The 23,394-nt window shown below is 73.7% G+C and carries 22 protein-coding genes and 3 tRNA genes; 10 read left to right on the forward strand and 15 right to left on the reverse strand.

The window, feature by feature from the left end:
- The 6 genes from AQJ58_RS21010 to AQJ58_RS21035 form a co-directional block, all read right to left on the reverse strand.
- A partial coding sequence (locus tag AQJ58_RS21010) for a lyase family protein (protein WP_267892074.1) occupies positions 1–715 on the reverse strand: 715 nt, incomplete at its 3' end.
- The gene (pcaG, locus tag AQJ58_RS21015) at positions 712–1,317 is read right to left on the reverse strand and encodes a protocatechuate 3,4-dioxygenase subunit alpha (RefSeq protein ID WP_067252265.1); all 606 of its coding nucleotides are present in this window, start codon (positions 1,315–1,317) and stop codon (positions 712–714) included. The genes AQJ58_RS21010 and pcaG, both read right to left, overlap by 4 nt.
- Positions 1,318–1,323: 6 nt before the next feature.
- Positions 1,324–2,097, reverse strand: a complete 774-nt coding sequence (gene pcaH / locus AQJ58_RS21020) for a protocatechuate 3,4-dioxygenase subunit beta (RefSeq protein WP_067252266.1) — start codon at positions 2,095–2,097, stop codon at positions 1,324–1,326.
- 16 nt (positions 2,098–2,113) lie between these two features.
- A complete protein-coding gene (locus AQJ58_RS21025) occupies positions 2,114–2,419 on the reverse strand; it encodes a hypothetical protein (RefSeq protein ID WP_067252268.1) in 306 nt (101 codons plus the stop codon).
- Entirely contained in the window at positions 2,416–3,060 is a 645-nt protein-coding gene (locus AQJ58_RS21030; protein ID WP_067252269.1) for a CoA transferase subunit B, read from the reverse strand. Before AQJ58_RS21030 ends, AQJ58_RS21025 begins: the two co-directional genes overlap by 4 nt.
- On the reverse strand, positions 3,060–3,815 hold the full coding sequence (locus AQJ58_RS21035) for a CoA transferase subunit A (RefSeq protein WP_067252271.1): 756 nt from the start codon (positions 3,813–3,815) through the stop codon (positions 3,060–3,062). The genes AQJ58_RS21030 and AQJ58_RS21035 overlap by 1 nt, the downstream gene beginning before the upstream one ends.
- Positions 3,816–3,991: 176 nt before the next feature.
- Here AQJ58_RS21035 and AQJ58_RS21040 point away from each other — a divergent pair, with 176 nt between their 5' ends.
- Positions 3,992–4,456 (forward strand): MarR family winged helix-turn-helix transcriptional regulator, encoded by a 465-nt coding sequence (locus AQJ58_RS21040; RefSeq protein WP_067252273.1) that lies wholly within the window; start codon positions 3,992–3,994, stop codon positions 4,454–4,456.
- A 22-nt stretch (positions 4,457–4,478) separates the two neighbouring features.
- On the opposite strand, the gene AQJ58_RS21045 is transcribed toward AQJ58_RS21040, so the two are convergent.
- Entirely contained in the window at positions 4,479–5,498 is a 1,020-nt protein-coding gene (locus AQJ58_RS21045) for a DUF3048 domain-containing protein (RefSeq protein WP_067252633.1), read from the reverse strand.
- Positions 5,499–5,666: 168 nt separating this feature from the next.
- On the opposite strand from AQJ58_RS21045, the gene AQJ58_RS21050 reads away from it, so the two are divergent.
- Positions 5,667–6,857 carry a zinc-dependent alcohol dehydrogenase gene (locus AQJ58_RS21050; protein WP_067252274.1) on the forward strand — a complete coding sequence of 397 codons (1,191 nt, stop codon included), beginning with the start codon at positions 5,667–5,669 and terminating at the stop codon, positions 6,855–6,857.
- Position 6,858: 1 nt separating this feature from the next.
- Here AQJ58_RS21050 and AQJ58_RS21055 read toward each other — a convergent pair whose 3' ends face one another.
- The gene (locus AQJ58_RS21055) at positions 6,859–7,959 is read right to left on the reverse strand and encodes an ATP-dependent DNA ligase (RefSeq protein WP_067252276.1); all 1,101 of its coding nucleotides are present in this window, start codon (positions 7,957–7,959) and stop codon (positions 6,859–6,861) included.
- A 215-nt stretch (positions 7,960–8,174) separates the two neighbouring features.
- Here AQJ58_RS21055 and ligD point away from each other — a divergent pair, with 215 nt between their 5' ends.
- Positions 8,175–9,257, forward strand: a complete 1,083-nt coding sequence (ligD, locus tag AQJ58_RS21060; protein ID WP_067252277.1) for a non-homologous end-joining DNA ligase — start codon at positions 8,175–8,177, stop codon at positions 9,255–9,257.
- Between the two features lie 160 nt (positions 9,258–9,417).
- Positions 9,418–10,443, forward strand: coding sequence for a LacI family DNA-binding transcriptional regulator (locus AQJ58_RS21065; protein WP_067252279.1), 1,026 nt, complete (start codon positions 9,418–9,420; stop codon positions 10,441–10,443).
- A 354-nt stretch (positions 10,444–10,797) separates the two neighbouring features.
- On the opposite strand, the gene AQJ58_RS21070 is transcribed toward AQJ58_RS21065, so the two are convergent.
- Positions 10,798–11,589, reverse strand: coding sequence for a VOC family protein (locus AQJ58_RS21070; protein ID WP_067252281.1), 792 nt, complete (start codon positions 11,587–11,589; stop codon positions 10,798–10,800).
- A gap of 199 nt (positions 11,590–11,788) precedes the next feature.
- Between AQJ58_RS21070 and AQJ58_RS21075 the strand changes: the two genes are divergently transcribed.
- From AQJ58_RS21075 to AQJ58_RS43395, 5 genes are all read left to right on the forward strand, one after another.
- Complete coding sequence (locus tag AQJ58_RS21075) at positions 11,789–12,034, forward strand: WhiB family transcriptional regulator (RefSeq protein ID WP_199844637.1); 246 nt, start codon at positions 11,789–11,791, stop codon at positions 12,032–12,034.
- Positions 12,035–12,118: 84 nt separating this feature from the next.
- Positions 12,119–12,190 (forward strand) — tRNA-Gly (locus AQJ58_RS21080).
- 7 nt (positions 12,191–12,197) lie between these two features.
- Positions 12,198–12,269 (forward strand) — tRNA-Asp (locus AQJ58_RS21085).
- A 29-nt stretch (positions 12,270–12,298) separates the two neighbouring features.
- The gene (locus tag AQJ58_RS21090) at positions 12,299–13,660 is read left to right on the forward strand and encodes an SDR family NAD(P)-dependent oxidoreductase (protein ID WP_067252284.1); all 1,362 of its coding nucleotides are present in this window, start codon (positions 12,299–12,301) and stop codon (positions 13,658–13,660) included.
- Positions 13,657–14,853 (forward strand): leucine-rich repeat domain-containing protein, encoded by a 1,197-nt coding sequence (locus AQJ58_RS43395; protein WP_159056281.1) that lies wholly within the window; start codon positions 13,657–13,659, stop codon positions 14,851–14,853. The genes AQJ58_RS21090 and AQJ58_RS43395 overlap by 4 nt, the downstream gene beginning before the upstream one ends.
- 236 nt (positions 14,854–15,089) lie before the next feature.
- Here the strand turns inward: AQJ58_RS43395 and AQJ58_RS21100 are convergent, their stop codons facing one another.
- Both AQJ58_RS21100 and AQJ58_RS21105 read right to left on the reverse strand, forming a co-directional pair.
- On the reverse strand, positions 15,090–16,889 hold the full coding sequence (locus AQJ58_RS21100) for an ATP-binding protein (protein ID WP_067252288.1): 1,800 nt from the start codon (positions 16,887–16,889) through the stop codon (positions 15,090–15,092).
- Positions 16,890–16,910: 21 nt separating this feature from the next.
- Positions 16,911–18,311, reverse strand: a complete 1,401-nt coding sequence (locus AQJ58_RS21105) for a DUF2201 family putative metallopeptidase (protein ID WP_067252289.1) — start codon at positions 18,309–18,311, stop codon at positions 16,911–16,913.
- 91 nt (positions 18,312–18,402) lie between these two features.
- Between AQJ58_RS21105 and AQJ58_RS21110 the strand changes: the two genes are divergently transcribed.
- Positions 18,403–18,478: transfer RNA gene (locus AQJ58_RS21110), tRNA-Trp, on the forward strand.
- Positions 18,479–18,496: 18 nt separating this feature from the next.
- On the opposite strand, the gene AQJ58_RS21115 is transcribed toward AQJ58_RS21110, so the two are convergent.
- The 4 genes from AQJ58_RS21115 to AQJ58_RS21130 form a co-directional block, all read right to left on the reverse strand.
- Positions 18,497–19,333, reverse strand: a complete 837-nt coding sequence (locus tag AQJ58_RS21115; protein WP_067252635.1) for a hypothetical protein — start codon at positions 19,331–19,333, stop codon at positions 18,497–18,499.
- Between the two features lie 78 nt (positions 19,334–19,411).
- Positions 19,412–20,386: an acyl-ACP desaturase gene (locus tag AQJ58_RS21120; RefSeq protein ID WP_067252291.1), complete on the reverse strand. Its 975-nt coding sequence runs from the start codon at positions 20,384–20,386 to the stop codon at positions 19,412–19,414.
- 219 nt (positions 20,387–20,605) lie between these two features.
- Positions 20,606–21,382 carry a dimethylargininase gene (gene ddaH, locus AQJ58_RS21125; RefSeq protein ID WP_067252293.1) on the reverse strand — a complete coding sequence of 259 codons (777 nt, stop codon included), beginning with the start codon at positions 21,380–21,382 and terminating at the stop codon, positions 20,606–20,608.
- Positions 21,383–21,546: 164 nt separating this feature from the next.
- Positions 21,547–23,169, reverse strand: a complete 1,623-nt coding sequence (locus AQJ58_RS21130) for an ABC-F family ATP-binding cassette domain-containing protein (protein WP_067252295.1) — start codon at positions 23,167–23,169, stop codon at positions 21,547–21,549.
- Positions 23,170–23,394: the final 225 nt, after the last annotated feature.

Genomic DNA, 23,394 nt, shown 5'->3' on the forward strand with positions numbered 1-23,394 from the left:
CGGCGACGGGGGTGCGCAGCGTGTGCCACGGCAACACCGGTTCCGCCAGGGCGAGTTCCCGCGCGTACGCGCCCACCAGCGCCGTCGCGTCCCGGGCGCCGTACGCCGTGAAGGCCGCCAGGGTCCCGGCCGCGCCGCCGAGTTGGACGGGCAGGGAGCCCCGTACGGAGGTGATCCGGTCGCGCGCGTCCAGGACGAGGGAACGCCAGCCGGCGGCCTTCAGCCCGAACGTCGTCGGTACGGCGTGCTGGGTGAGGGTCCGGCCGGGCATCACCGTGTCCCGGTGCGCGGCGGCGAGCCGGGCGAGCGCCTCCTGGGTACGGCCGAGGTCGGCCAGGATCGTCCCGAGGGCGCGCACGGCGACCAGCATCGTCGCCGTGTCCATGATGTCCTGGCTGGTCGCACCCCGGTGGACGTACGGGCCGAAGGTGCCGCCGACGGCCCGGGTGAGGTCCGCGACCAGCGGGATCACCGGGTTGCCGCCGTCGCGGGCGCGCACGGCGAGGGAGTGCGCGTCGAACGCGCCGGCCGCGGCCGTGGTGACCGCGGCGCCCGCGCCCTCGGGGGCCAGGCCCAGTCCTTCCTGGGCGCGGGTCAGCGCGGCCTCCGCGTCCAGCAGCGCCCGCAGGTAGGCGTCGTCGCTCGTCGCAAGGGCGGCGGGGGAGCCGGTCCACCCCGGGGAGAGCAGACCGGACTCGGGCCGGGCATCCGTCACTGGAACTCCAGGAACACCGTCTCGCCTTCGCCCTGAAGGCGGATGTCGAAACGGTAGGTGCCCAGTGGGCCGTCCGTGGCGATCAGCGTGGCCCGGCGCGCCGGGTCGAGCCGCTCCAGCAGCGGGTCGGCGGCGAGCGCGGCCTCGTCGCCCGGCAGGTAGATCCGGGTGTAGAGGTGCACCAGCAGACCGCGGGCGAACACACAGACGCTGAGATAGGGGGCGCTGTTCCCGCGCGCCCCGGGCCGCAGGGTGCGGGCCGACCAGTGGCCGTCGGCGTCGGTCTGGACGCGGCCCCAGCCGGTGAACTCCACGCCGTTGCGGCCGAGGAAGCCGCCGGTGGCCGGGTCGCGCCGCATCGAGCCGTGGACCTGCGGCACCCGGCCGTCGGGGTCGGCGCCCCACAGCTCCACGAACGCGTCCGGCAGCGGGGCTCCCTCGCCGTCGTACACGTACCCCTGGAGGGCGATGGTGTCCGGGTGGCCGAGCGGGGCGATGTCGCCGCCGCCGGGGAACGGCAGGGCATGGCCGTAGAAGGGGCCGACCGTGTGCGACGGGGTCGGGAGCACGGTCTCCGGACGGGTTGTGTCGATCTTCGTCATGGCAGGTCAGCGCCCTTCTTCGATCCAGGTGGCGTGCGGGCCGTCCAGCACGATGTCCCAGTGGTAGCCCATCGAGAACTCCGGCACCGACAGGTTGTGGTCGTAGGTCGCGACCAGCCGCTGGCGGGCCGCGTCGTCCGTCACCGACTGGATGATCGGGTCGTAGGGGAACAGCGGGTCGCTCGGGAAGTACATCTGGGTCACGAGCCGCTGGGTGAACGCCGTGCCGAAGAGCGAGAAGTGGATGTGGGCGGGCCGCCAGGCGTTGAGGTGCTGGCGCCACGGGTAGGGGCCCGGCTGCACGGTCGTGAAGTGGTACCGGCCGTCGGTGTCGGTCAGGGTGCGGCCCACGCCGGTGAAGTTCGGGTCCAGCGGGGCGTCGTGCTGCTCGCGCTGGTGGGCGTACCGGCCCGCCGAGTTGGCCTGCCAGATCTCGATCAGCTGGCCGCGGATCGGGCGGCCTTCGCGGTCCAGCAGCCGCCCGGAGACGGTGATGCGCTCGCCGATCGGCTCGCCGGCGTGCTGGCGCGTCAGATCGTTGTCGATCTCGGTGATGTCGCGCTCGCCGAAGGCGGGGGAGTGCAGCTCCACCAGCTCCGGGTCCTTCGAGACGTCGATGGTGACCGGCGGCTGCTTCGGGTGCCGCAGGACCGAGGAGCGGTACGGCGCGTAGTCGCGGCGCGGCTGGTGCTCCACGGGCGCGCCGTCGGCGAGGCGCTTGTCGTACGCGGCGCGCTCGGCCGCGATCTCCTGGTCGATGTCGTGCTGGGTGAGTGTCATGACGTTTCCTGGAGGCCTAACGTTCGAGGACGGGGGCGGGGCCTTGGCCCACGCCGGCGTGGAGGGTGGCGACACCGGTCCCGCTGCCCCGGCGGGCGAGCCGGCGGGCGAGCCGGTGGGCGAGGGTGCCGGCGAGCGGCGCGGGCGTCCGGGCCGGCAGCGTACGGACGGCGTGGGCGGCGAGGTGGTCCGGGCGGACCCCCGCGAGGGCGTCGCCGTGGCGGGGGTCCGGGGTACGGACGGTGCCCCGGACCCCCGCGAGGGCGTCGCCGTGGCGGGGGTCCGGGGTACGGACGGTGCCGACGGCGTGGACCGTGTTCACCGCAGGTCCTGGGAGACGGTCAGCTCGGCGCCGGTCCGGGCGACGACGTCCTCGACACCGACCCCGGGCGCGACCTCGGTCAGCAGGAGCCCGTCCGGGGTCACGTCGATCACCCCGAGGTCGGTGACGACGCGGTTCACGCACCGCGCGCCGGTGAGCGGCAGCGCGCACTCCTCGAGGATCTTCGGCGAGCCGTCCTTGGCGGTGTGGGCCATCACCACGACGACCGTACGGGCCCCGTGGACGAGGTCCATCGCGCCGCCGATCCCGGTGATCAGCTTCCCGGGGACCGCCCAGTTGGCCAGGTCGCCCCGCGCGGACACCTGCATGGCGCCGAGCACGGCGACGTCGATGTGCCCGCCGCGGATCATCCCGAAGGACAGCGCCGAGTCGAAGAAGGAAGCACCCGGCAGGACCGTCACCGTCTCCTTCCCCGCGTTGATCAGATCCGGGTCGACGGCGTCCTCGGCCGGGTAGGGGCCGGTGCCCAGGATGCCGTTCTCCGACTCCAGGATCACCTCCACGCCCTCCGGCAGGAAGTTCGGGATCAGCGTCGGCAGTCCGATGCCCAGGTTGACGTACTGCCCGTCGCGGAGCTCGCGCGCGGCCCGGGCGGCCATCTGCTCACGTGTCCAGGCCATCAGCGGCTCACCGTCCGCTGCTCGATCTGCTTGTCGGCGGCCTGCTCGGGGGTCAGCGCGACCACCCGCTGCACGAAGACGCCCGGCAGGTGCACCGCGTCCGGGTCGATCTCCCCGGGTTCCACGAGTTCCTCCACCTCGGCGACCGTGATCCGCCCGGCCATCGCGGCCAGCGGGTTGAAGTTGCGGGCGGACTTGTTGAAGACCAGGTTGCCGTGCCGGTCGCCCCGGGCGGCCCGGACCAGGGCGAAGTCGGTGCGGATACCGCGCTCCAGCACATACGGGGTGCCGTCGAACTCGCGCACCTCCTTCGGCGGGGACGCCAGCGCGACGCCGCCCTCACCGTCGTAGCGCCACGGCAGCCCGCCCTCGGCGACCTGGGTGCCCACCCCGGCAGGGGTGTAGAAGGCCGGGATGCCCGCGCCGCCGGCCCGCAGCCGCTCGGCGAGGGTGCCCTGCGGGATCATCTCGAGCTCCACCTCCCCGGCCAGGTACTGCCGGGCGAACTCCTTGTTCCCGCCGATGTAGGAACCGGTCACCCGGGAGATCCGCCCGGCGGCGAGCAGGACCGCGAGGCCCGACTCCATCGCCCCGCAGTTGTTGGAGACGACCGACAGCGCGCTCACGCCCCGCTCGTACAGGGCCTGGACGAGGACGTTCGGCACGCCGCTCAGCCCGAAACCGCCCACCGCCAGCGACGCGCCGTCCGGCACGTCGGCCACCGCCTCCAGGGCCGTGGCGACCACCTTGTCCATCCGTGGAGCCCCATCTCTGCGAATTAATCAGCGCACTGAGTATTCCAGCGAGGTGGCCCACGCTGCCACTGGTCACCGAAGTCCGTCAAGAGCTGGGAAGATGACGGGTCGCCTGCCGAGCGGGCGCGAGGGCGCGTATTATTCAGTGCACGGACTGAATCGGACGGGGAGTGCACATGGGCGCGCTGGACCTCACCACCCACCCCGGGCACCTCGCCCGGCGGCTGCAGCAGGCGCACTACCTGCTGTGGAACACGATGGTCTCCGAGGAGATCACCTCCCCGCAGTTCGCCGTCCTCAACGCGCTCGTCGCCGAGCCGGGACTGGACCAGCGCACGGTGGGGGAGCGGGTCGGTCTCGACCGGTCGACCATCGCCGAGGTCATCAGCAGGCTCGGCCGCCGCGGGCTGCTCGACAAGGTCCGCGACCCCCAGGACGGCCGCCGCTCCCTGCTGCGCCTCACGGACGACGGCCTGCGCACCCACCGCAAACTGACCGTCCGCACGGCCCGGATGAACCAGGTCTTCCTCGCCCCGCTCTCCGCCGCGGAGCAGGAACAGTTCCTGGATCTGATCCGCAGGGTCTCGGACGCGGCGGAAAGCCTGCGCAACCCCACGGAACGGCTCGTGCCGCACGACTGACCACCCGGGCCCGTCCACCCGTCTAAGGGGTGTCCGGCGGAGCCTTCGCGAAGACCACCCACACCTGCCCCTGCGCGAAGTCGACCGGATTGCCGTCGGCGGTGGTGAAGTCCGTGCCGTCCCGTGCCGTCGGCCGCTTCCAGCGCACGTCGTAGGCCCGGCCGTCGCGCAGCACCTCCGCCGTCCCCGACCCCACCGTCTCGGTGTACGGCGTGTTGTTGCCGAGGAAGTCGTGGAACGCCGAGGCGCGCGTCCTGACGTACTGCACCACCACCGTGGCCGGGGCCACCCGCTGTCCGTCGGCCGTCACCGTCGGCGTGCCGTCCATGGAGACCAGCCAGCGGGCCCGGTCCGCCGACCAGGTGAAGGTGAAACGGGCCGCCGGATAGCGCACGGTCCGCGCGGCCTGCGTCCGGCCGCCCAGGGGCGCGGGGCCGTAACGGAAGCCGGTGGTCAGCGCCGCCGCGCCCGGCGCCGAGGACAGCAGCCGGTCCGGGCGCAGGTAGAGATTGTGCGGGGCGGCCCGGCCCGGGCCGCGGACATAGGCGCGCGACGCGTCGCCCGGGGTCACGGCGTCCAGGGGCGCCCGGTCGATCAGCGGCAGCAGCTTGTGCTGCGCCCCGGAGAACGCCAGCAGCGGCCGCCGGAACTGGCCCAGCAGCTCCAGATCCGACTCACGGGCGCTGCGCACCGGCCCCACCGCCGGCGGGAGCCTGCTCGCGTACACCGCCATCAGCCGGCTCAGCCCGCCCTCGACCTGCTCGACGTAGACGACGTCCGCGGCGTCCACCCCGGTCTGCGGGCGGGCCGCGTCCGCGTTGTCGATCTTCACGGCGAGCACCGGGCCGAGGGACGTGGCGGGCGGGCTGGTGCCCTGCGGCCGCCCCGACGTGCTGCGCCCGTCGTCGGGCGACGGGGAGCGGGACGTCGTACAGCCCGCGGTGAGGGACAGGGAGACGGCGAGGGCGGCGGCGAGCAGGGCCCCGGCCGGTGTCGCCCGGACCGCCGCCCTGGAGCGTCTCGCGCGTCGCTCACCCACCATCGCCACCCCGTCTCCGTCCCTCGATTGTGCGCCCGTCCGTCCGGTCGCGCCTGCGCGTGGACGGGGCCGGTGTGACGGGGCCCGCGGTCCGGGTACCCGGGGCCCAGCCGGGAACGGCGCCCCCGGGCCCGCCGGGACGGACCGGACCGGCGGAGGGAGCGCACCACCATGAAGGCAGTGACCTGGCAGGGCAAGCGGGACGTCCGGGTGGAGACCGTGCCCGACCCGCAGATCCAGGAACCCACGGACGCCGTCGTCCGCATCACGTCCACCGGGCTGTGCGGCTCCGACCTGCACCTGTACGAGGTGCTCACCCCGTTCATGACCCCCGGCGACATCCTCGGCCACGAGCCGATCGGCATCGTCGAGGAGGTCGGCGCCGCGGTGCCCGACCTGAAGGCCGGCGACCGGGTCGTGGTGCCGTTCCAGATCGCCTGCGGCACCTGCTGGATGTGCCTCAACTCGCTGCCCACGCAGTGCGAGACCACCCAGGTCAGCTCCGAGGGCATGGGCGCCGCCCTGTTCGGCTACACCCGCCTGTACGGCTCGGTGCCCGGCGCCCAGGCCGGGTATCTGCGCGTCCCGCAGGCCCAGTTCGGCCCGATCAAGGTCCCCGAGGGCCCGCCCGACGACCGGTTCGTGTACCTCTCCGACGTCCTGCCCACCGCCTGGCAGGCCGTCGCCTACGCCGACGTCCCGCCCGGCGGCAGTGTCGCGGTGCTCGGCCTCGGCCCCATCGGCGACATGGCCTGCCGGATCGCCCGGCTGCGCGGCGCCGGGCGGGTGTTCGGCGTCGACCTGGTCGGCGAGCGGCTGCGCCGGGCGCGGGCGCGCGGGGTCGAGACGTACGACCTGCGCGCCTTCGACAGCGAGAAGGAGCTGATCACCGCCCTGCGCGACGAGACCGACGGGCGCGGCCCCGACGCCGTGATCGACGCCGTCGGCACCGAGGCGCACGGCAGCGCGGCCGCCCGTCTGGTCCAGAACGCCGCCGGGCTGCTGCCGCGCGCGCTCGGCGGTCCCCTGGCGGAACGCTTCAGCGTGGACCGGCTCGCCGCCCTGCGCACCGCCATCGAGCTGGTGCGGCGCGGCGGCACCCTCTCCCTGACCGGTGTCTACGGCGGCACGGCCGACCCGCTGCCCCTGCTCACCCTGTTCGACAAGCAGGTCCAGATCCGGATGGGCCAGGCCAATGTGCGCCGCTGGGCCGACGACATCCTGCCGTACCTCACCGACGAGGACCCGCTCGGCGTCGACGACTTCGCCACCCACCGGCTGCCGCTGGCCGAGGCGCCGCACGCGTACGAGATGTTCCAGCGCAAGCAGGACGGCGCGGTGAAGATCCTGCTGACGCCGTGAGTCAGCGTGCCGACGGGGGCGCCGTCGGGGGCTGCGGCGGCGCCCCGAGGATCTCCGCGAGGTCGTAGCGCACCGGCTCTTCCAGCTGGCCGTACGTGCAGCTCTCCGGGGTGCGGTCCGGGCGCCAGCGGCGGAAGCGGGCCGTGTGCCGAAAGCGCGCCCCGTTCTCCATGTGGTCGTACGCCACCTCGGCCACCCGCTCCGGCCGCAGCGGCACCCAGGACAGGTCCTTCTTGCCCGACCAGCGGCTCGGCGCCCCCGGCAGCCGCGCCGTCTCATGGGCGGCCTCCTGCGCCCAGGCCGCCCACGGGTGCCCGGTGACATCCGCCATCCGCAACGGCTCCAGCTCCTCGATCAGTTCGGCCCGGCGCTTCATGGGGAAGGCGGCGGACACGCCCACGTGCTGGAGGGCGCCCCCGTCGTCGTACAGGCCCAGCAGCAGCGACCCGACGACCGGCCCGCTCTTGTGCAGGCGGTAGCCGGCGACCACCACGTCGGCGGTGCGCTCGTGCTTCACCTTGAACATGGCCCGCTCGTCCTGCCGGTAGAGCAGGGTGAGCGGTTTGGCGATCACCCCGTCGAGACCCGCGCCCTCGTACTGCTCGAACCACCGCCGGGCCACCTCGACGTCCGTCGTCGCGGGCGCCACGTGCACCGGCGGCGTCACCCCCGCCAGCGCCCCGGTCAGCAGCTCCCGCCGCTCGCTCAGCGGTACGTCGAGCAGCGCGGTGTCGGCCAGCGCCAGCAGGTCGAACGCCACGAACGAGGCCGGTGTCCGCTCCGCCAGCGTGCGCACCCTCGACTCGGCCGGGTGGATGCGCTCGGTGAGCGCGTCGAAGTCCAGCCGCCCCTCCCGCGCGATGACGATCTCCCCGTCCAGCACGCACCGCTCGGGCAGCCGCTCCTTCAGCGCCTCCACCAGCTCGGGAAAGTACCTGGTCAGCGGCTTCCCGGTGCGGCTGCCCAGCTCGACCTCTCTCCCGTCGCGGAACACGATCGCCCGGAACCCGTCCCACTTGGCCTCGTACTGCATCCCCGCCGGGATCGCCGCCACCGACTTGGCGAGCATCGGCTTCACGGGCGGCATCACCGGAAGATCCATGGCTCCGACTGTACGAGCCGCCCAGGACACCCGCACGCCGCACCCATCCGCGCGGGCGACGGCTCCGAAGAGGGGGCGAGGGCCATCGAAGCTGCGCCCTCGCCCGTCGCCCGGCCGTCGCCGACGCTCCGGCCGGGCGACCGTCCCCCACGGCGAACGCGGCGGGCGGATCGCCCGGTATGCGGGTCATGGGCGGTACGCCTACCGTGGCTCGCATGGCTGATGCGGTGGAACTGGAGGCGGGCGGCCGGACCGTACGGCTGTCCAGTCCCGACAAGGTGTTCTTCCCGGAGCGCGGCTTCACCAAGCTGGACCTCGCCCGCTACTACCAGGCCGTCGCGCCCGGCGTCCTGCGTGCCCTGCGCAACCGTCCCACCACCCTGGAGCGCTACCCGGAGGGCGTGACCGGTGAGTCCTTCTTCCAGAAGCGGGCCCCGAAGAACATGCCCGACTGGATCCCCACCGCCCACATCACCTTCCCCAGCGGGCGCAGTGCCGACGAGATGTGCCCCACCGAGGAGGCGGCCGTGCTGTGGGCCGCCCAGTACGGCACGCTCACCTTCCACCCCTGGCCCGTCCGCCGCGACGACGTGGACCGCCCCGACGAACTGCGCATCGACCTCGACCCGCAGCCCGGCACCGACTTCGACGACGCCGTCCGCGCCGCCCACGAACTACGCGCCGTCCTCGACGAGTTCGGCGGTCTGCGGGGCTGGCCCAAGACCTCCGGCGGCCGGGGACTGCACGTCTTCGTGCCGATCCGGCCGGAGTGGACCTTCACCCAGGTGCGGCGCGCCGCCATCGCCGTCGGCCGGGAGATGGAGCGGCGGATGCCGGACCGGGTGACGATCAGGTGGTGGAAGGAGGAGCGCGGCGAGCGCATCTTCCTCGACTACAACCAGACCGCCCGGGACCGCACCATCGCCTCCGCCTACTCCGTACGGCCCCGCCCGCACGCCCCCGTCTCGGCGCCCCTGCGCTGGGAGGAGGTCGGCGAGGCGCACCCCCGCGACTTCGACCTCGCGACGATGCCGGCCCGCTTCGCCGCACTCGGCGACGTCCACGCCGACATGGACGAGCACGCCTTCTCCCTGGAGCCCCTCCTGGAACTCGCCCGCCGCGACGAGCACGACCACGGCCTCGGCGACCTCCCGTACCCCCCGGAGTACCCGAAGATGCCGGGCGAGCCGAAGCGGGTCCAGCCGAGCCGGGCCCGCGGCGAGGACGCCCCGCCGCCCTCCGGCTCCCACCGCCGGGGCAGGTCCGCGCCGCCCCCGCCCGGGCCGACGGGCCCCTGACCCTGCCGGCTCCCGTGGCGGACCTCAGGGGCTTCCGTGACGTCCTCCCGGCGGCGGGGTCACCGCCCGGGCGCCCGTCCGGTGGCGAGAGCGCTCTCACCGGCCACCTCACGGAGCTATCCTGATCCGCACCCACCGAGGTCCGAGGAGGAGCCCCGCCGTGACCGAGACCGCGCAGCGTCCCACCCTGGAGGCCGTGGCCGCCCGCGCCGGGGTGTCCAGGGCCACCGTGTCGAGGGTCGTCAACGGTGGGGACGGGGTCCGGGAACCCCTGGTGGAGCGGGTCCGGCGGGCCGTGGAGGAACTCGGGTACGTGCCCAACCAGGCGGCCCGCTCCCTGGTGACCAGACGGCACGGCGCCGTGGCCGTCGTCATCGCCGAACCCGAGACCAGAGTCTTCGCCGACCCGTTCTTCGCGCTGCAACTGCGCGGCATCAGCAAGGAGCTGACCGCCCAGGACAACCAGCTCGTCCTGCTGCTCACCGAGGGCCGCGACGACCACACACGGGTCGCCCGCTATCTCGCCGGCGGCCATGTCGACGGCGCCCTGGTGTTCTCCCTCCACCTCGACGACCCGCTCCCCGGCCTCATCCGGGGCGCCGGTCTGCCCACCGTGTTCGGCGGCCGCCCGGGCTGGAGCGACGGCGACGCCGGGGTGGCGTACGTCGACAGCGACAACCGCGGCGGGGCCCGCGAGGCCGTACGCCATCTCCTCGGCCTCGGCCGCACCCGCATCGCGCACCTCACCGGACCGCTCGACCAGACCTCGGCGGCCGACCGCCTCGACGGCTACCGGGACGTCATGGGCGAGGCCGATCCGCGGCTCGTCGTGGAGAGCGACTTCACGCCCGGCGGCGGCGAGCGTGCGATGCGCGCCCTCCTGGACCGACGCCCGGACGTGGACGCGGTGTTCGCCGCGAACGACCTCACCGCCTCCGGCGCGCTGCGGGTGCTGCGCGAGCAGGGGCGGCGGGTGCCCGAGGACGTGGCGGTCGTCGGCTTCGACGACATGCTGCCGGTCGCCGAGGCCACCGACCCGCCGCTGACGACGGTCCGTCAGGACATCGAGGAGATGGGCCGCATCATGGCCCGCCTCCTGCTGCGCCGCCTCGACCCGCGCACCCCCGAGGAGCCCCCGGCCGGCGTGGTCCTGCCGACCACCCTGGTACACCGCGCTTCGGCGTGACCGGTCCGCCCGCCGGGGTGCCTCGTGCTTTGGCCTGGGGCCGGCCGCCGGTCCGGTTTCGTCAGGCCTCCCGTTGCGCTTTCCTGATACCGCGAAGCGCGCCCCGTGGAGGTCGGCTGGTCGGGCGATTCGGCCCGCCGTCGACGACCGCCGCGGGCGTCCGCCGCTCCCGGGCGCCAGTGTCTCCGTCTGAGCGGGGTCGGCCGCCCGTCCGGTTTCGTCAGGCCTCCCGTCGCGCTTTCCTGATCACCGCGAAGCGCGCCCCGTAGGGGTCGGCCTGGCGGGCGATTCGGCCCACGCCCTCGGGTCCGCCGCTGCCGGGCGCCCCTCGTCTCGTCTGAGCGGGTTCGGCCGTCAGGCCTGCCGTTGTGCGCTCCTGATCACCGCGAAGCGTGCCCCGTACGGGTCGGCCAGGCGGGCGATCCGGCCCACGCCCTCGACGTCGGCCGCCGGCATCCGCACCCGGCCGCCCCGGGACTCCGCCTCGGCGGCCACCGCGTCCACGTCCGCGACCTCGAAATAGGGCAGCCAGTACGCCCCGTCCCGCGCCTCGGTCGGATCGTCGGCCAGCGGCACGAACCCGCCGAACATGGCGTCCTCGCCCGCACCCGCGGGGTTGACACTGGTGTACACGCCACCGGGGAAGGGGACCGCGGAGGTCTCCAGACCCAGCGTCGTGTAGTAGAACGCGGCCGCAGCCGCGACGTCCGGCGTGTACAGCTCCACCCAGCACAGCGAACCGGGCTCGCCGGCCACGTCCACGCCCTTGTTCCGCCCGGGCGCCCACAGCCCGAACGGCACCCCCGCCGAGTCGGCGACGATCGCCATCATGCCCTGGCCCATCACGTCCATGGGAGCGAAGAGCACCCGGCCGTGGGCCCCTTCGGCGGCCCGGGCGGTGGCGTCCACGTCCGACGACTGGAAATACACGGTCCAGGACGGGGGCCCCTGCGCGGGCGTGGTCTGCATCCCGCCCGCGACGGTTCTGCCCTCCGACCGGAAGAAGCCGTAACCGCCGGCGTCCGGACCCGCGGACTCGAAGCGCCAGCCGAACAGGGCGCCGTAGAAGGAGGTGGCGCCGTCGATGTCGGGCGTGCCGAGATCGATCCAGTTCGGAGCGCCGTCGACGAAACGCGTGGTGAGCATCTGCGCCCTCCTCACAAGGGTCCCGTTGCCTGCACTGCCGAGTCTTGCACCGCCCACCGACAACCGCAGGGCGCGTTCCGCGCGCCGCCGTGCGCCGAGGCCCCTCACGGCGTCATCATCGGGGCGGCCGGAGGCCTGCGCCCGCCGCGTATATCCGGCGTTGATCGAACGTTTTTCGCCGCGCGGCACGATCCTGGCCATGCATACCGACACGATCCCCACGTCCGACCTCGACTGGCAGAGCCAGGCGCTGTGCGCGCAGACCGGGGCGGACTTCTTCTTCCCGGAGCCCGGCAGCTCGGTGCGCGAGGCCAAGCGCATCTGCGGCATGTGCGACATGCGCGTGGCCTGTCTCGAGTACGCCCTGGCCAACGACGAGCGCTTCGGTGTCTGGGGCGGTCTGTCCGAGAAGGAGCGCCTCCAGATCAGGCGCGCGTCCTGTTGACCCGTCACGGGGCACGCCGGGCAGGGGTGCCGCGAAAACCCGGAGACCGCGTCGCGGGGGTGCGGTTAGGATCCGAGGGCGCCACCGGGCGTAGCGCAGAGGCAGTCGCGCCGGCTTGCCCAGCCGGATACGCCGGTTCGAATCCGGTCGTCCGGGCGCGGAGGGTCCTGTAGAGCAGAGGCAGACTCGCCACCCTGTCAAGGTGGAGACGCCGGTTCGAATCCGGCCGGGACCGCGGTAGGGCGAGCACGGGGGCGGGGACGGATGGGCGAGCAGAGCGGACGGGCGGCGGTCACCGCGCCGGTCACCGAGACGGAACTGGCCGCCTTCCACGCGCTGGTGGGCAGGCTGCGCGCGCTGCCGGTCGACGATCCCGTACGGCTGCGCGCCGAGCAGGTCGCCGCCTCCTTCACGCGCGACGGACGGCTGCGCCGCCGCAAGGCCCGCGGCGCCGAGCTGTCGGCCGCCGACGCCGCCGCGATGGCCGCCACCGCCACCGGAGCCCCGGACCGGCGCGAGGACGCACCCCTGACCGGCGCCGACACCGGCGCGGGAGGCGTGTTCCTGCGGCCCCGTACCTGCTACGTCTGCAAGTCGCCGTATCGACAGGTCGACACGTTCTACCACCGGCTCTGCCCCGGCTGCGCCGCCGACAACACCGCCCGCCGCGCCCTGCGCACCGATCTGCGCGGGCGGCGCGTCCTGCTGACCGGCGGCCGGGTGAAGATCGGTTTCCAGCTGGCGCTGATGATGCTGCGCGACGGCGCCGAGGTCCAGGTCACCTCCCGGTTCCCGCACGACACCGTGCGCCGCTTCCGGGCCGAGCCGGGCAGCGACCGGTGGCTGGAGCGGCTCACCGTGCTCGCCGTCGACCTGCGCGACCCGCGCCAGGTGCTGGGCCTGTGCGAGGACCTGCGCGCCGAGGGCCGGCCCCTCGACATCCTCGTCAACAACGCGGCCCAGACCGTGCGCCGCCCTCCGCAGGCATACGCCCTGCTCGCGGCCGGCGAGGTCGACGCGCTGCCCCGAGGGGCGCGCCAGGCCCCCGGGTTCGCGCCGATGCGCATGCTCCCGGGCGGGGCCGCCCCGCTGCCCGCGGCCCTGCGCGAGGCCGACGAGGCCGGTCTGCTGCCCGACCCCTCCCCGGAGAACTCCTGGTCGGCGACGCTCGGTGCGCTCGATGCGGCCGAGGTCCTGGAGACCCAGCTCGTCAACGCCGTGGCCCCCGCCCTGCTGTGCGACCGGCTGCTGCCGCTGCTGCTCGCCTCTCCGCACCCACGCCGGTACGTCGTCAACGTCACCGCCGTCGAGGGCCGGTTCACCGTGCGCAACAAGATGCCGGGGCATCCGCACACCAACATGGCCAAGGCCGCCCTGAACATGCTCACCCGCACCAGCGCCGCCGAACTCGCCCCCCGGGGCGTCCACATGTGCGCCGTCGACACCGGCTGGATCACCGACGAGAACCCGGCGCCGAAGAAGGCCCGGATGGCGGGCGCCGGCTTTCGCACCCCGCTCGACATCGTCGACGGCGCCGCCCGGGTGTACGACCCGATCGTGCGCGGCGAGGCCGGGGACCCGGTGTCGGGCGTGTTCCTGAAGGACTACCGGGAGGCGGAGTGGTGAGCGAGGAGAACCGGCCGGCCGGCCTCGCCGGAGTGCCCCCGGTCGTGCCCCGGCCGCTCGCCGATCTCGCCCCGCTGCTCGACTGGCTGCGCGCCGGGCGGCCGGCGGGGGAGCGCCTCGACTTCACCGCGGGGACCGCGCTGCCGGACGGGCGTCTGGACCTGTGCAAGCAGGCGCTGGGCGCCGAGGGGGCGGCGCTGATCGCCGAGGCCCTGGCCGACGGCCCGTCGCCGGTACGGCACCTGCTGCTGGGCACCGACGCCCTCGGCGACGACGGGGCCGCCGCCGTGGCCGGCACCGAGGCGCCGGTCGAGACGCTCTACCTCGGCTGCAACGGCATCACCGCCGGCGGCGCCTGCCGGATCGCCGACCAGCTGCGCGCCTCTCTGCAGGTCGTCACCGGTGTCTGGCTCAAGCGCAACCCGCTCGGCGGCGGGGCGGGCCGGGCGGCCGCCGAACTCATCGAGTCCGCGCGGACCCTGCGCACCCTCGACCTCGTCCAGACGGGCCTCACCGCGTCCGGCGCGGCCCTGCTCGCCGACGCGCTCCTGGCCGCCGCCGACGGCGGCCGGCGCATCGAGCGGCTGTTCGTCGGCGGCAACCCGCTGGGCGCGCAGGGCGCCGAGGCGCTCGCCGCGGTGATCGCCTCGGGGGCCGTCGACGAGCTGTACGTGTCCGCGGCCCGGCTGGGCGACCCCGGCGCCCTCCGGCTCGCCGGCGCGCTGGCGCGGGCGCCGTACGGGCGGCTCACCCGGCTGTCCGTCGCCAGCAACGGCATCGGACCCGGGGCCGCCGCCGTGCTGGTGGAGGCGGCCACGGCCGCCGGGGTCACCCTGCTGGACCTCGGCCGGGTGCGCGCCGCCGCCGTGCTCGGCGCGGCCGACAACCGGCTCGACCTCGAGGCGGCCGACCGCATCGGCCGGACCCTGGCCGCCGGTGAACACCGCCTCGCCCACCTGTACCTGCGCCACACCGGCCTGCGCAGCCCGGAGGCCCACCGGCTGCTCGACCACGCGCCCCGCGCCGCCACGGCCACCCGTTTCGTCCTCGGCCAGTCCATCGCGACCAGCGTCAAACGCCGCCTCGCGGCACTCAGCGCCCACGTCCCGCCCCCGCCGGTGTCCCCGGACGTGACAGCCGTACGCAGCGTCCACCGCACGGCACCGCCCGACTCCGGGAGCCGGGAGACCTGATCGAGCTCGGGACGCTGCCGGCCGGCGGTGTCGTACGTCCGTCGACGGAGCCACCGCTTCACGGCGCCGGGACGCGTGTCGAAGGCGGCGGAAAGCGGCGGGAGTTGCCCAGCCGCGCACCACGGCATCGACCGTTGACCGGAACGCGGTCTCAGCGGCGGCGCCGTCGAGGCCGCCGGCGAGTTCGTGTACTGGGCGCGCCGGACGGCGGGGTCGTTCGGGTCCCGCACGTCGGCTCAGCTCCCCCTCGCCTTCCCCGTGAACACCTCCATCCAGAACCGCTGGTGCTTCTCCGACGCCCCCACCAGGTACGTCGCCCGCAGCTTCGGGGGCAGATGGCGCGCCAGGCGGGTCACCACCGCGCGATGCCTGCGCAGCTGGGACAGCTCGGCGTTGGCGAGGATCTGGTGGACGACGTCGGTGTCGTCCGCGCCCTCGTCCGAGTGCGCGGCGGCGCGGCGCAGTCGGGCCTCCCAGGCGTCCGCGTCCCGGGCGAGTTCCCCGAGGCCGGTGACCGGCCGGCCCCGCAGGCGGTCGATCAGCGCGGTCAGGGGCACGGGCGCGTACTCGCCGTCGCCGAGGTAGACCGTCGCCATCTCCAGCGGCAGCCCGCGCCGGTGCAGCTTGATCAGCCGCTCCAGGGTGCGCTTGGTGATCCAGGCCCGGCCCTCCTCGTCGATGTCGTGCTTCCACCACTCCAGCACCGTCGCTGCGTCCGCGCCGTACCGCTCCAGCAGCCACTCGTTGGCCGGGATGTCCGCCGGGGTCACCTCCAGCGAGGCCGTGAAGCGGGTCGCCTGGGCGATGTTGTTCCGGGACACCAGCAGCTTGCGGCCCAGGTGGTACGGCGGGTTCTGCACGGCTATCTGGGCGCGCAGGTTCTCGATCCGCCGCCCGGCCAGGGACCACTCCTGGGTGATCTCCATCAGCTTGGCGAACGCGGCCCGGTCCTTGGGCCGGTTGTACTCGTCCCACACGATCGCCTTGGGCTCGGGCCCCGTGAACCGTACGGCGAGCAGATTGTCCAGCGTGCCGTCCGGCGAGGGCACCGGCGCGCACAGGTCCTCCACGTTCGTCACCGGCAGCGAGAAGTACAGCGGGTCTCGGCCCAGCCCCTCGCGGAGCGTCTCGCGCACCAGTTCCGTCTTGCCGCAGCCGGGCGGCCCCTGGAGCAGCACCGTCCAGCGGTTGCGCAGTGCCGCCCGGACCACCTGCCGTACCGGGTCGGCGATCGTGGCCGGGTTCGGCACGCCCAGGGCCGCGGCGATCCGGTCCAGGATCTCCGCCGTACGGTTCGTCCCGGGTCGGCCGTCGGGTCCGGGCTCGGCCAGCCGCAGCCGCTCCCCGTCGACCAGGGGCAGCCCCCAGCGCAGCGGGAAGCCCTCGCGCGCCTGGGCGAGGACGTGATCGAGGGTGCGGGGGGAGAACAGCTCGCGCAGACCGGGGGAGAGCGACGCCCACACGGCGAACACCGGACGCAGGTCCCACGGGCGGTACGCGGCCTGGAGGTGACGCCGCCACGACGTGTCGTTCGCCGTGATCCGCATCGTCACCATGCGGTCCAGCAGCGCGAGGTCGCCGCGCCGGGCCGAGGTCTCGGTGAGCGATTCGTTGTCGGTGAGGAAGACCCCGACACAGCCCAGGGCCCGCAGGTCGTGCTCGCCGAGCGTCCAGTTGCAGGCGATCTGCATCAGCTGCGACTGGATGGTGTCGCCCGCCTGGAGCGAGTCGTCGATGAGCAGGACGAACGGCCGCCCCGGCGTGAGCTGGCTCATCACCAGCTGACGCAGCACGAGTTCACCCGAGCGGGGATCGCGCACCGGCGCGTTGACGAGCAGGTCGTCGGGGGTGAGGTTCGCGGCCGGTACGTAGACCAGCGCGGTGTCCGGGCGGGTGCGCGCGAGGTACGAGAAGAACGTCGACGTCTTGCCGATGCCGTGTTCCCCGAAGACCTGCCCGGTCTGGCCGAGGTCGATCATCGCGTCGATGAACGCTTCCAGACGCGAGGCGGTCTGCTGCGGTGCCTGTGTGGTCATGTGCCGGTTCCCTGTGCTCGGTTACCGCGATCCGGTGGTCACGCGATGGCAGGCCATCACCGGGGTGTGCCGTTCGGGCCACTCGTCGCCGCCCTCGGTGATGAGCCATATCCATTTCCCGGGGTCGGCCGGGGTGATCGGCGGGGCGTGGCCGTCGGTCAGGACCACGATCGCGTCCGGATTCCCGTCGAACCGGCGGCCGTCGGCCTCGGCACGGCCTTCCACGTAGTCGGCGACCACCTGGAAGCTCGTGCCTCCGCCGCCGTACACCCGCCCGCCGGGCCGGAACGGCATCACCACGCCGTCGAAGGACAGCCAGTGCGCCTCGACGCCGTCGATCCGCCCGACCAGGTCGGTGAGCCACCGCACCACGTGGTCCGGCATCGACCCCGAGGTGTCGTACGCGATCACCAGGACCTTCTCGCGGACCGGGCCGCGCCGCGCCAGCATGGGGTCCTGGCCGAGCGCCGCGAGCAGCGCGCCCCGCTTCCTGGGGTACACCAGCCGCTCGCCCTCGCGGAGTTTCGAGGCGAGCACGTCGACGAGCCAGCGCTGCCACCAGTGGACGGTCCCCGTGCGCGTGGTCTCCCCGCGCAGCGCGCCGGCGCCCAGGGCGCCCCACAGCCGGGCCGCCCGCGCCGAGTCGCCCTCGGTCCGGCCCATCAGCTCCAGCAGCTCCGCCTCCGCGCCCGCGTGCCCGCGGCGGGCCGCCAGCAGGGAGTTGAGCAGCGCCGAGGACGTCACCGTGTCGACGGTCTCCTGGTCTGCGGGGACCCCGCCCGCCAGGTGCACACAGAGCCGGCGCTCCACGACCGGCGGGCGGTGCATCCGCTTCAGCTCGCCGTACACCCGCATGTCCGTCTCGGTGAACGTCCCGTAATCCACCGGCTCCCGCCCGTGGGCCGTCAGGTCCTCGACGTAGGCCTCATGGATCCGCCGCGGGTCGATGCCCGTGGGACGGCCGTCCAGGAGGGGCAGGTCCTCGCGCTCCAGCCGGACCAGGGCGACGTGGTTGACGGCCACTTCCGCGGCCAGCTCGAACACAGGGTCCTCGCGCAGCCCGGGTTCGGCCAGCAGATGCCGGTGCACCAGATGCCTCGCCTCGTGGAACAGGACGAACTTGACGCCGTCCAGGCCCAGTCGGACGAAGAAGTCCGGGTTGTACAGCAGCAGACAGGTGCCGTCGCCTGAGGCCACCACGGCCGCCGTGTCCACCGCCGTCGTCGGGATCTGGTGGTGGCACTTGGTGTACAGCCAGGACGCGACCGCCGACTCCGTCAGCCCGAAGTCCAGCAGCGCCGCCTCCTTCAGCCGCCGCGCCTGCGCGACGACCTCGGGATCGGCGGGCCGGTAGGCCTCCAGCGCCCGGCGGTCGGCCAGATCCACCACCGGCGCACGCCGCTCCCGCTCCCCGTAGCCCATGCCGCAGCCCCCCGTACGACGCTTCCCCCAGTACCTCATTGGTAGCAGCCCGCACCGACATCGGGCCAAGGCATTAAGCTCCCCCGCAAGGGCGGGGCCGTAGCGCAGCGGCAGCCGCACCGGTCTCCAGAACCGGAACACGCTGGTTCGAATCCAGCCGCCCCGCCCCCTCCCCTTCCCCGTGCTCAGGCGAGGGCGCCCGCCGTCATCAGCAGTTCCGGAGCGCTCCCGTGGAAGGTCCCGGCGAGCTGGGCCAGCACGGCCCAGGCGTCCTCGCGGTCGCCGAGGTGGTCGTGGACGAGCGGGCGCAGAGCGTCCTCGGCCTCGGGGAGGCGGGCCGGGAACATCAGCCGGCCCATGGCGAGGACCTCCAGGACCCGGACCGCCGGGCCGGGTCCGGTGGCGTACGCGGCGGGCCCGTCCAGCACCCCCGCCTCCCGCAGCCGGTGCGTGAACTTGGCGTGCGTGCCGAACCGGGCGCGCAGCGCGGGCGGGCAGTCCGGGCGGGTTGCGAGCGCCCAGCGGGTGTAGCCCGGCAGCGGCCGGGCGGCGTCCGCCTCGGCGACCGTCGTCCAGTCGTCCCGGGTCAGCACCATGGAACAGGCCGCGTGGCCCTGGGAGAGGGTGTCCACCGCGCGCAGGGCGCCCACGAGGCCGTGGCGGACATAGCTGTCGGGGATCCCGGGTTCCGGCTCGCGCGCCAGCTCGCGATCCACCGGTACGGGCGCCGTGCGGCCGGGGCCGAAGGGCACCCCGCGGACGACGGCCCGCCGCAGGCCCGCGTTCCTGCCGAGGTGGGGCCAGACCAGGGCGTTCAGCCGCGGGTCGTCCTCCTCCAGCGTCCACAGCGCGACGGACGACGGCACGGGGGACCAGTTCCAGGCCCGTCTGATCCGCCGCCTGGCCAGCCGGGAGGGTTCGTCCGATCCGAGCCCGATGCGCGCCCGGACGCGGGCCGCGGTGTCGTCGTCGGTCAGGTCCAGCAGGAGGCCGACCGCCAGTCGCGTGGTGTCGTCGAGCATGGCGGCATGATGCCGCACACCCCCGACAGGGCGCACCGCTGTTTCGGTGCGCCCTCCTCGGTGGCCCGAGCCCGGGTGTCAGGCCCCGGCGCGCGCCGCCATGCGCGCCTTGCGCGCCGCGAGCTTCTCGTCGAACTTCGACGCCTCCGAGTCCAGGCCGCCGAGGAACAGACCCAGCTCCTCCTGGGCCTGGCGGCCGTCGGCGCCGAGGCCGTCGATCTCCATGACCTTCAGGTGGCGCAGCACGGGCTGGAGGACGTCGTCGTGGTGGATGCGCAGGTTGTAGACCTCGCCGATGGCCATCTGCGCGGCGAACCGCTCGAAGCCGGGCATGCCGTGGCCGGGCATCCGGAAGTTCACGATGACGTCCCGCACGGCCTGCATGGTGAGGTCGGGGGCGAGCTCGAACGCGGCCTTCAGCAGGTTGCGGTAGAAGACCATGTGCAGGTTCTCGTCGGTCGCGATCCGGGCCAGCATGCGGTCGCAGACCGGGTCGCCGGACTGGTGGCCGGTGTTGCGGTGCGAGATGCGGGTCGCGAGCTCCTGGAAGGCGACGTAGGCGACCGAGTGCAGCATCGAGTGGCGGTTGTCCGACTCGAAGCCCTCGCTCATGTGCTCCATCCGGAACCGCTCCAGCTTGTCCGGGTCGACCGCGCGCGAGGCGAGCAGGTAGTCGCGCATCACGATGCCGTGCCGGCCCTCCTCGGCGGTCCAGCGGTGCACCCAGGTGCCCCAGGCGCCGTCGCGGCCGAACAGGGAGGCGATCTCGTGGTGGTAGCTGGGCAGGTTGTCCTCGGTGAGGAGGTTCACCACGAGCGCGATCCGGCCGATCTCGGTGACCTTGGACTGCTCCTTGTCCCAGGCCTCGCCGTCCTCGAAGAAGCCGGGGAAGTTGCGGCCGTCGCTCCAGGGCACGTACTCGTGCGGCATCCAGTCCTTGGCGACCTTCAGATGCCGGTTGAGTTCGGTCTCGACCACTTCCTCGAGCGCGTACAGCAGCTTGGCGTCGGTCCAGACGGCGGGGCTGCCGAGGTGAGGGGAGGTGATCGTCACGAGGTACTCCAGGGGGACAGAAAAACGGAGCGGAACACTCCGGCGAGCGGGGGCCGGAACCTACGGGATCGTAGGCTACGAAACCGTAGGTTACGAAGCCGTAGGTTAAGGGTGCTGTAAAGATCGCTGATCAGCCAGGCTCCCCAAGGGTTTTCCAGGGGTGCCGAGCAGTCCCGGGATCCGCAGGTCCCAGGGTCGAAGGGGTGATCCACTCACCCGTCAGGCGTACAGTTCCCTAAGCCGCACCGAGAGGCAAGTCACACATCCCTCGAGCTTCTCGAACTCGCTGATGTCGACGGTGACGGGTTCGAGGCCGAGGTCGGCGAAGAGCTCGGCGGACCGGGGCGCGGCGGCCGACATGAGCAGCTTCGGGCCGCCCAGGAGTACCACGTGCGCGCCGGCCTCCTCGGGCACCGACAGGAACCGCGGGAACAGCGACGGCCGGTCCACGTGCGGGATGTGCCCGATCACCGTGCCGTCGGGCAGCGCGGTGACCGCCGACTTCAGATGCAGCACCTTGCTCACCGGTACGGCCACCACCCGCGCCCCGAGCGGCTCGAACGCCGCCCGCACCTGCTGGAGCCCGGCGGCGTTGGTGCGTCCGCCGCGGCCGACGTAGATCGTGTCGCCGACCTTCAGCACGTCGCCGCCGTCCAGGGTGGCCGGCTCCCAGACCCAGTTCACCGAGCAGCCGAGGCGGGCCACGGCCTCCTCCACCCCGTCGGTCTCCGCGCGCCGGGACTCGGCGCCGGGGCGCGCGATCAGGGCCACGTTCCGGTACATGACCACGGTGTCCTCGACGAACACGGCGTCGGGGCAGTCGTCGGCCGGGGCGACCTCGATCGTCTCCCAGCCGTGCGCGCGGAGCGTCTCCGTGTACGCCTCCCACTGGTCGAGGGCGAGGTCGGCATCGATCTTCTCGCGCTCGATGTGGGTCACCAGCCCTTCGGCGAGACGGGGGCCGGGGCGGCGGACGAGGGCTTTCCTGCTGGGCACGGACGGGTCTCCGAATCGCAGCGGTGGCTCGGGCCCGGCCGGCGGGTCACGCCGGACGGTCCGACCGGCGCCCCTGACACGGCGCCGGTCCGCCATCATGCAGCGCGGGCCCACCAGGACAAAACCCCTGGCTCCGGCCCGTGTCCCGGCCGGGAGGGCTCCGCCTACGCCGGGTCCGTCACCTCCTCCAGGCTGCTCTCGCGCAACTCCCCGTCCAGCAGCAGCCAGCGGGTGATCCCGATCGACTCCAGGAACGGCAGGTCGTGACTGGCGACGACGAGGGCGCCCTCGTAGGACTCCAGGGCCGTGGTGAGCTGTCGCACACTCGCCATGTCGAGGTTGTTCGTCGGCTCGTCCAGGAGCAGCAGCTGCGGGGCCGGCTCGGCGAGCATCAGCGCGGCCAGGGCCGCCCGGAAGCGCTCCCCGCCGGACAGGGTGCCCGCGTTCTGGTCCGCGCGGGCGCCCCGGAACAGGAACCGGGCGAGCCGGGCCCGGATCCGGTTGTTCGTGGCGGCCGGCGCGAACCGCGCCACGTTCTCGGCGACCGTCAGCGTGTCGTCGAGGACGTCCAGGCGCTGCGGCAGGAACCGCAGCGGCACGTGCGCGTGCGCCTCGCCCGCGACCGGCGCCAACTCCCCGGCGACGGTGCGCAGCAGGGTCGTCTTGCCCGCGCCGTTGCGCCCGACGAGCGCCACGCGCTCCGGCCCGCGCAGATCGAGACCGCCCGCCACGCGCGCGCCGTAGGCGAGTTCCAGGTCCCGCAGGGTGAGGACCTCACGCCCCGGCGGGACGGCCGTGAACGGCAGCTCGACGCGGATCTCGTCGTCGTCGCGCACCGCCTCCGCCGCCTCGTCGAGGCGTTCCCTGGCCTCGGTGAGGCGCTCCTCGTGCAGGATGCGGTGCTTGCCCGCGGACTCCTGCGCCGCCCGCTTGCGCGCCCCCATGACGATCTTCGGCTCGTGCTTCTGCTCGAACATCTTCTGTCCGTAGCGCTTGCGGCGGGCCAGCTTGACCTGGGCGTCGGCCAGTTCGCGCTTCTGCCGGCGCAGATCGGCCTCCGCGACGCGCACCATGCGCTCGGCCGCCTCCTGCTCGCCGGCGAGCGCCTCCTCGTAGGCGGAGAAGGTGCCGCCGTACCAGGTGATCTCCCCGCCGCGCAGGTCGGCGATCTGGTCGACGAGCTCCAGCAGTTCGCGGTCGTGGCTGACCACGACCAGGACGCCCGGCCAGGACTGCACGGCCGCGTAGAGCCGCCGACGCGCGTGCCGGTCCAGGTTGTTGGTGGGTTCGTCGAGCAGCAGGACGTCCGGGCGGCGCAGCAGCAGCGCGGCCAGCCGCAGCAGGACGGACTCGCCGCCGGACACCTCGCCGACGGTGCGGTCCAGGCCGATGTGGCCGAGGCCCAGCTCGCCGAGGGTGGCCAGGGCGCGTTCCTCCACGTCCCAGTCGTCGCCGAGGGCCTCGAAGTGCTCCTCCGCGGCGTCGCCGGCCTCGATGGCGTGCAGGGCGGCCCGCTGTACGGCGATGCCGAGGACGTCGTCGACCCGCCGGGCGGTGTCGAGCGTGACGTTCTGCGGGAGGTGGCCGACCTCGCCGGAGACCCGCACGGTGCCACCGGTGGGGGTGAGGAGCCCGGCGACCAGCCCCAGCAGGGTCGACTTGCCGGTGCCGTTCACGCCGACGAGGCCGGTCCGGCCGGGGCCGAAGGAGGCGTCGAGGCCGTCGAGCACGGCGGTGCCGTCGGGCCAGGAGAAGGAGAGGGAGGAGCAGGTGATGGATGATGACAAAAGGGCCTCACGGTGTGCGTGTGCGGTCAGGGGCAGACGCGTGTCGAGACACCGGAGGGCGGCGACCACCGCGGGAGCGGGTGGGTGAGCGCGGGCACGAGAAAGCCCTGTCGCTCGAGGACGGCTCGAAGACGCCGAGGTCGCACGCAGCGCCCGCACGGGTGCGGGGCATGGTGTCTCAGGACCTCAGACGAGCAACGTCCTTCTCCAATCGGCGGCAACAGG

The sequence above is a fragment of the Streptomyces sp. DSM 15324 genome, assembly GCF_001514285.1.
GTDB lineage: Bacteria > Actinomycetota > Actinomycetes > Streptomycetales > Streptomycetaceae > Streptomyces.

What these genes read in the sequence shown, in the direction of transcription:
- pcaG (WP_067252265.1), bottom strand. Translation starts at nt 1,317, where the DNA reads ATGACGAAGATCGACACAACCCGTCCGGAGACCGTGCTCCCGACCCCG.
- pcaH (WP_067252266.1), bottom strand. Translation starts at nt 2,097, where the DNA reads ATGACACTCACCCAGCACGACATCGACCAGGAGATCGCGGCCGAGCGC.
- AQJ58_RS21030 (WP_067252269.1), bottom strand. Translation starts at nt 3,060, where the DNA reads ATGGCCTGGACACGTGAGCAGATGGCCGCCCGGGCCGCGCGCGAGCTC.
- AQJ58_RS21035 (WP_067252271.1), bottom strand. Translation starts at nt 3,815, where the DNA reads ATGGACAAGGTGGTCGCCACGGCCCTGGAGGCGGTGGCCGACGTGCCG.
- AQJ58_RS21040 (WP_067252273.1), top strand. Translation starts at nt 3,992, where the DNA reads ATGGGCGCGCTGGACCTCACCACCCACCCCGGGCACCTCGCCCGGCGG.
- AQJ58_RS21045 (WP_067252633.1), bottom strand. Translation starts at nt 5,498, where the DNA reads ATGGTGGGTGAGCGACGCGCGAGACGCTCCAGGGCGGCGGTCCGGGCG.
- AQJ58_RS21050 (WP_067252274.1), top strand. Translation starts at nt 5,667, where the DNA reads ATGAAGGCAGTGACCTGGCAGGGCAAGCGGGACGTCCGGGTGGAGACC.
- AQJ58_RS21055 (WP_067252276.1), bottom strand. Translation starts at nt 7,959, where the DNA reads ATGGATCTTCCGGTGATGCCGCCCGTGAAGCCGATGCTCGCCAAGTCG.
- ligD (WP_067252277.1), top strand. Translation starts at nt 8,175, where the DNA reads ATGGCTGATGCGGTGGAACTGGAGGCGGGCGGCCGGACCGTACGGCTG.
- AQJ58_RS21070 (WP_067252281.1), bottom strand. Translation starts at nt 11,589, where the DNA reads ATGCTCACCACGCGTTTCGTCGACGGCGCTCCGAACTGGATCGATCTC.
- AQJ58_RS21075 (WP_199844637.1), top strand. Translation starts at nt 11,789, where the DNA reads ATGCATACCGACACGATCCCCACGTCCGACCTCGACTGGCAGAGCCAG.
- AQJ58_RS21090 (WP_067252284.1), top strand. Translation starts at nt 12,299, where the DNA reads ATGGGCGAGCAGAGCGGACGGGCGGCGGTCACCGCGCCGGTCACCGAG.
- AQJ58_RS21100 (WP_067252288.1), bottom strand. Translation starts at nt 16,889, where the DNA reads ATGACCACACAGGCACCGCAGCAGACCGCCTCGCGTCTGGAAGCGTTC.
- AQJ58_RS21105 (WP_067252289.1), bottom strand. Translation starts at nt 18,311, where the DNA reads ATGGGCTACGGGGAGCGGGAGCGGCGTGCGCCGGTGGTGGATCTGGCC.
- AQJ58_RS21115 (WP_067252635.1), bottom strand. Translation starts at nt 19,333, where the DNA reads ATGCTCGACGACACCACGCGACTGGCGGTCGGCCTCCTGCTGGACCTG.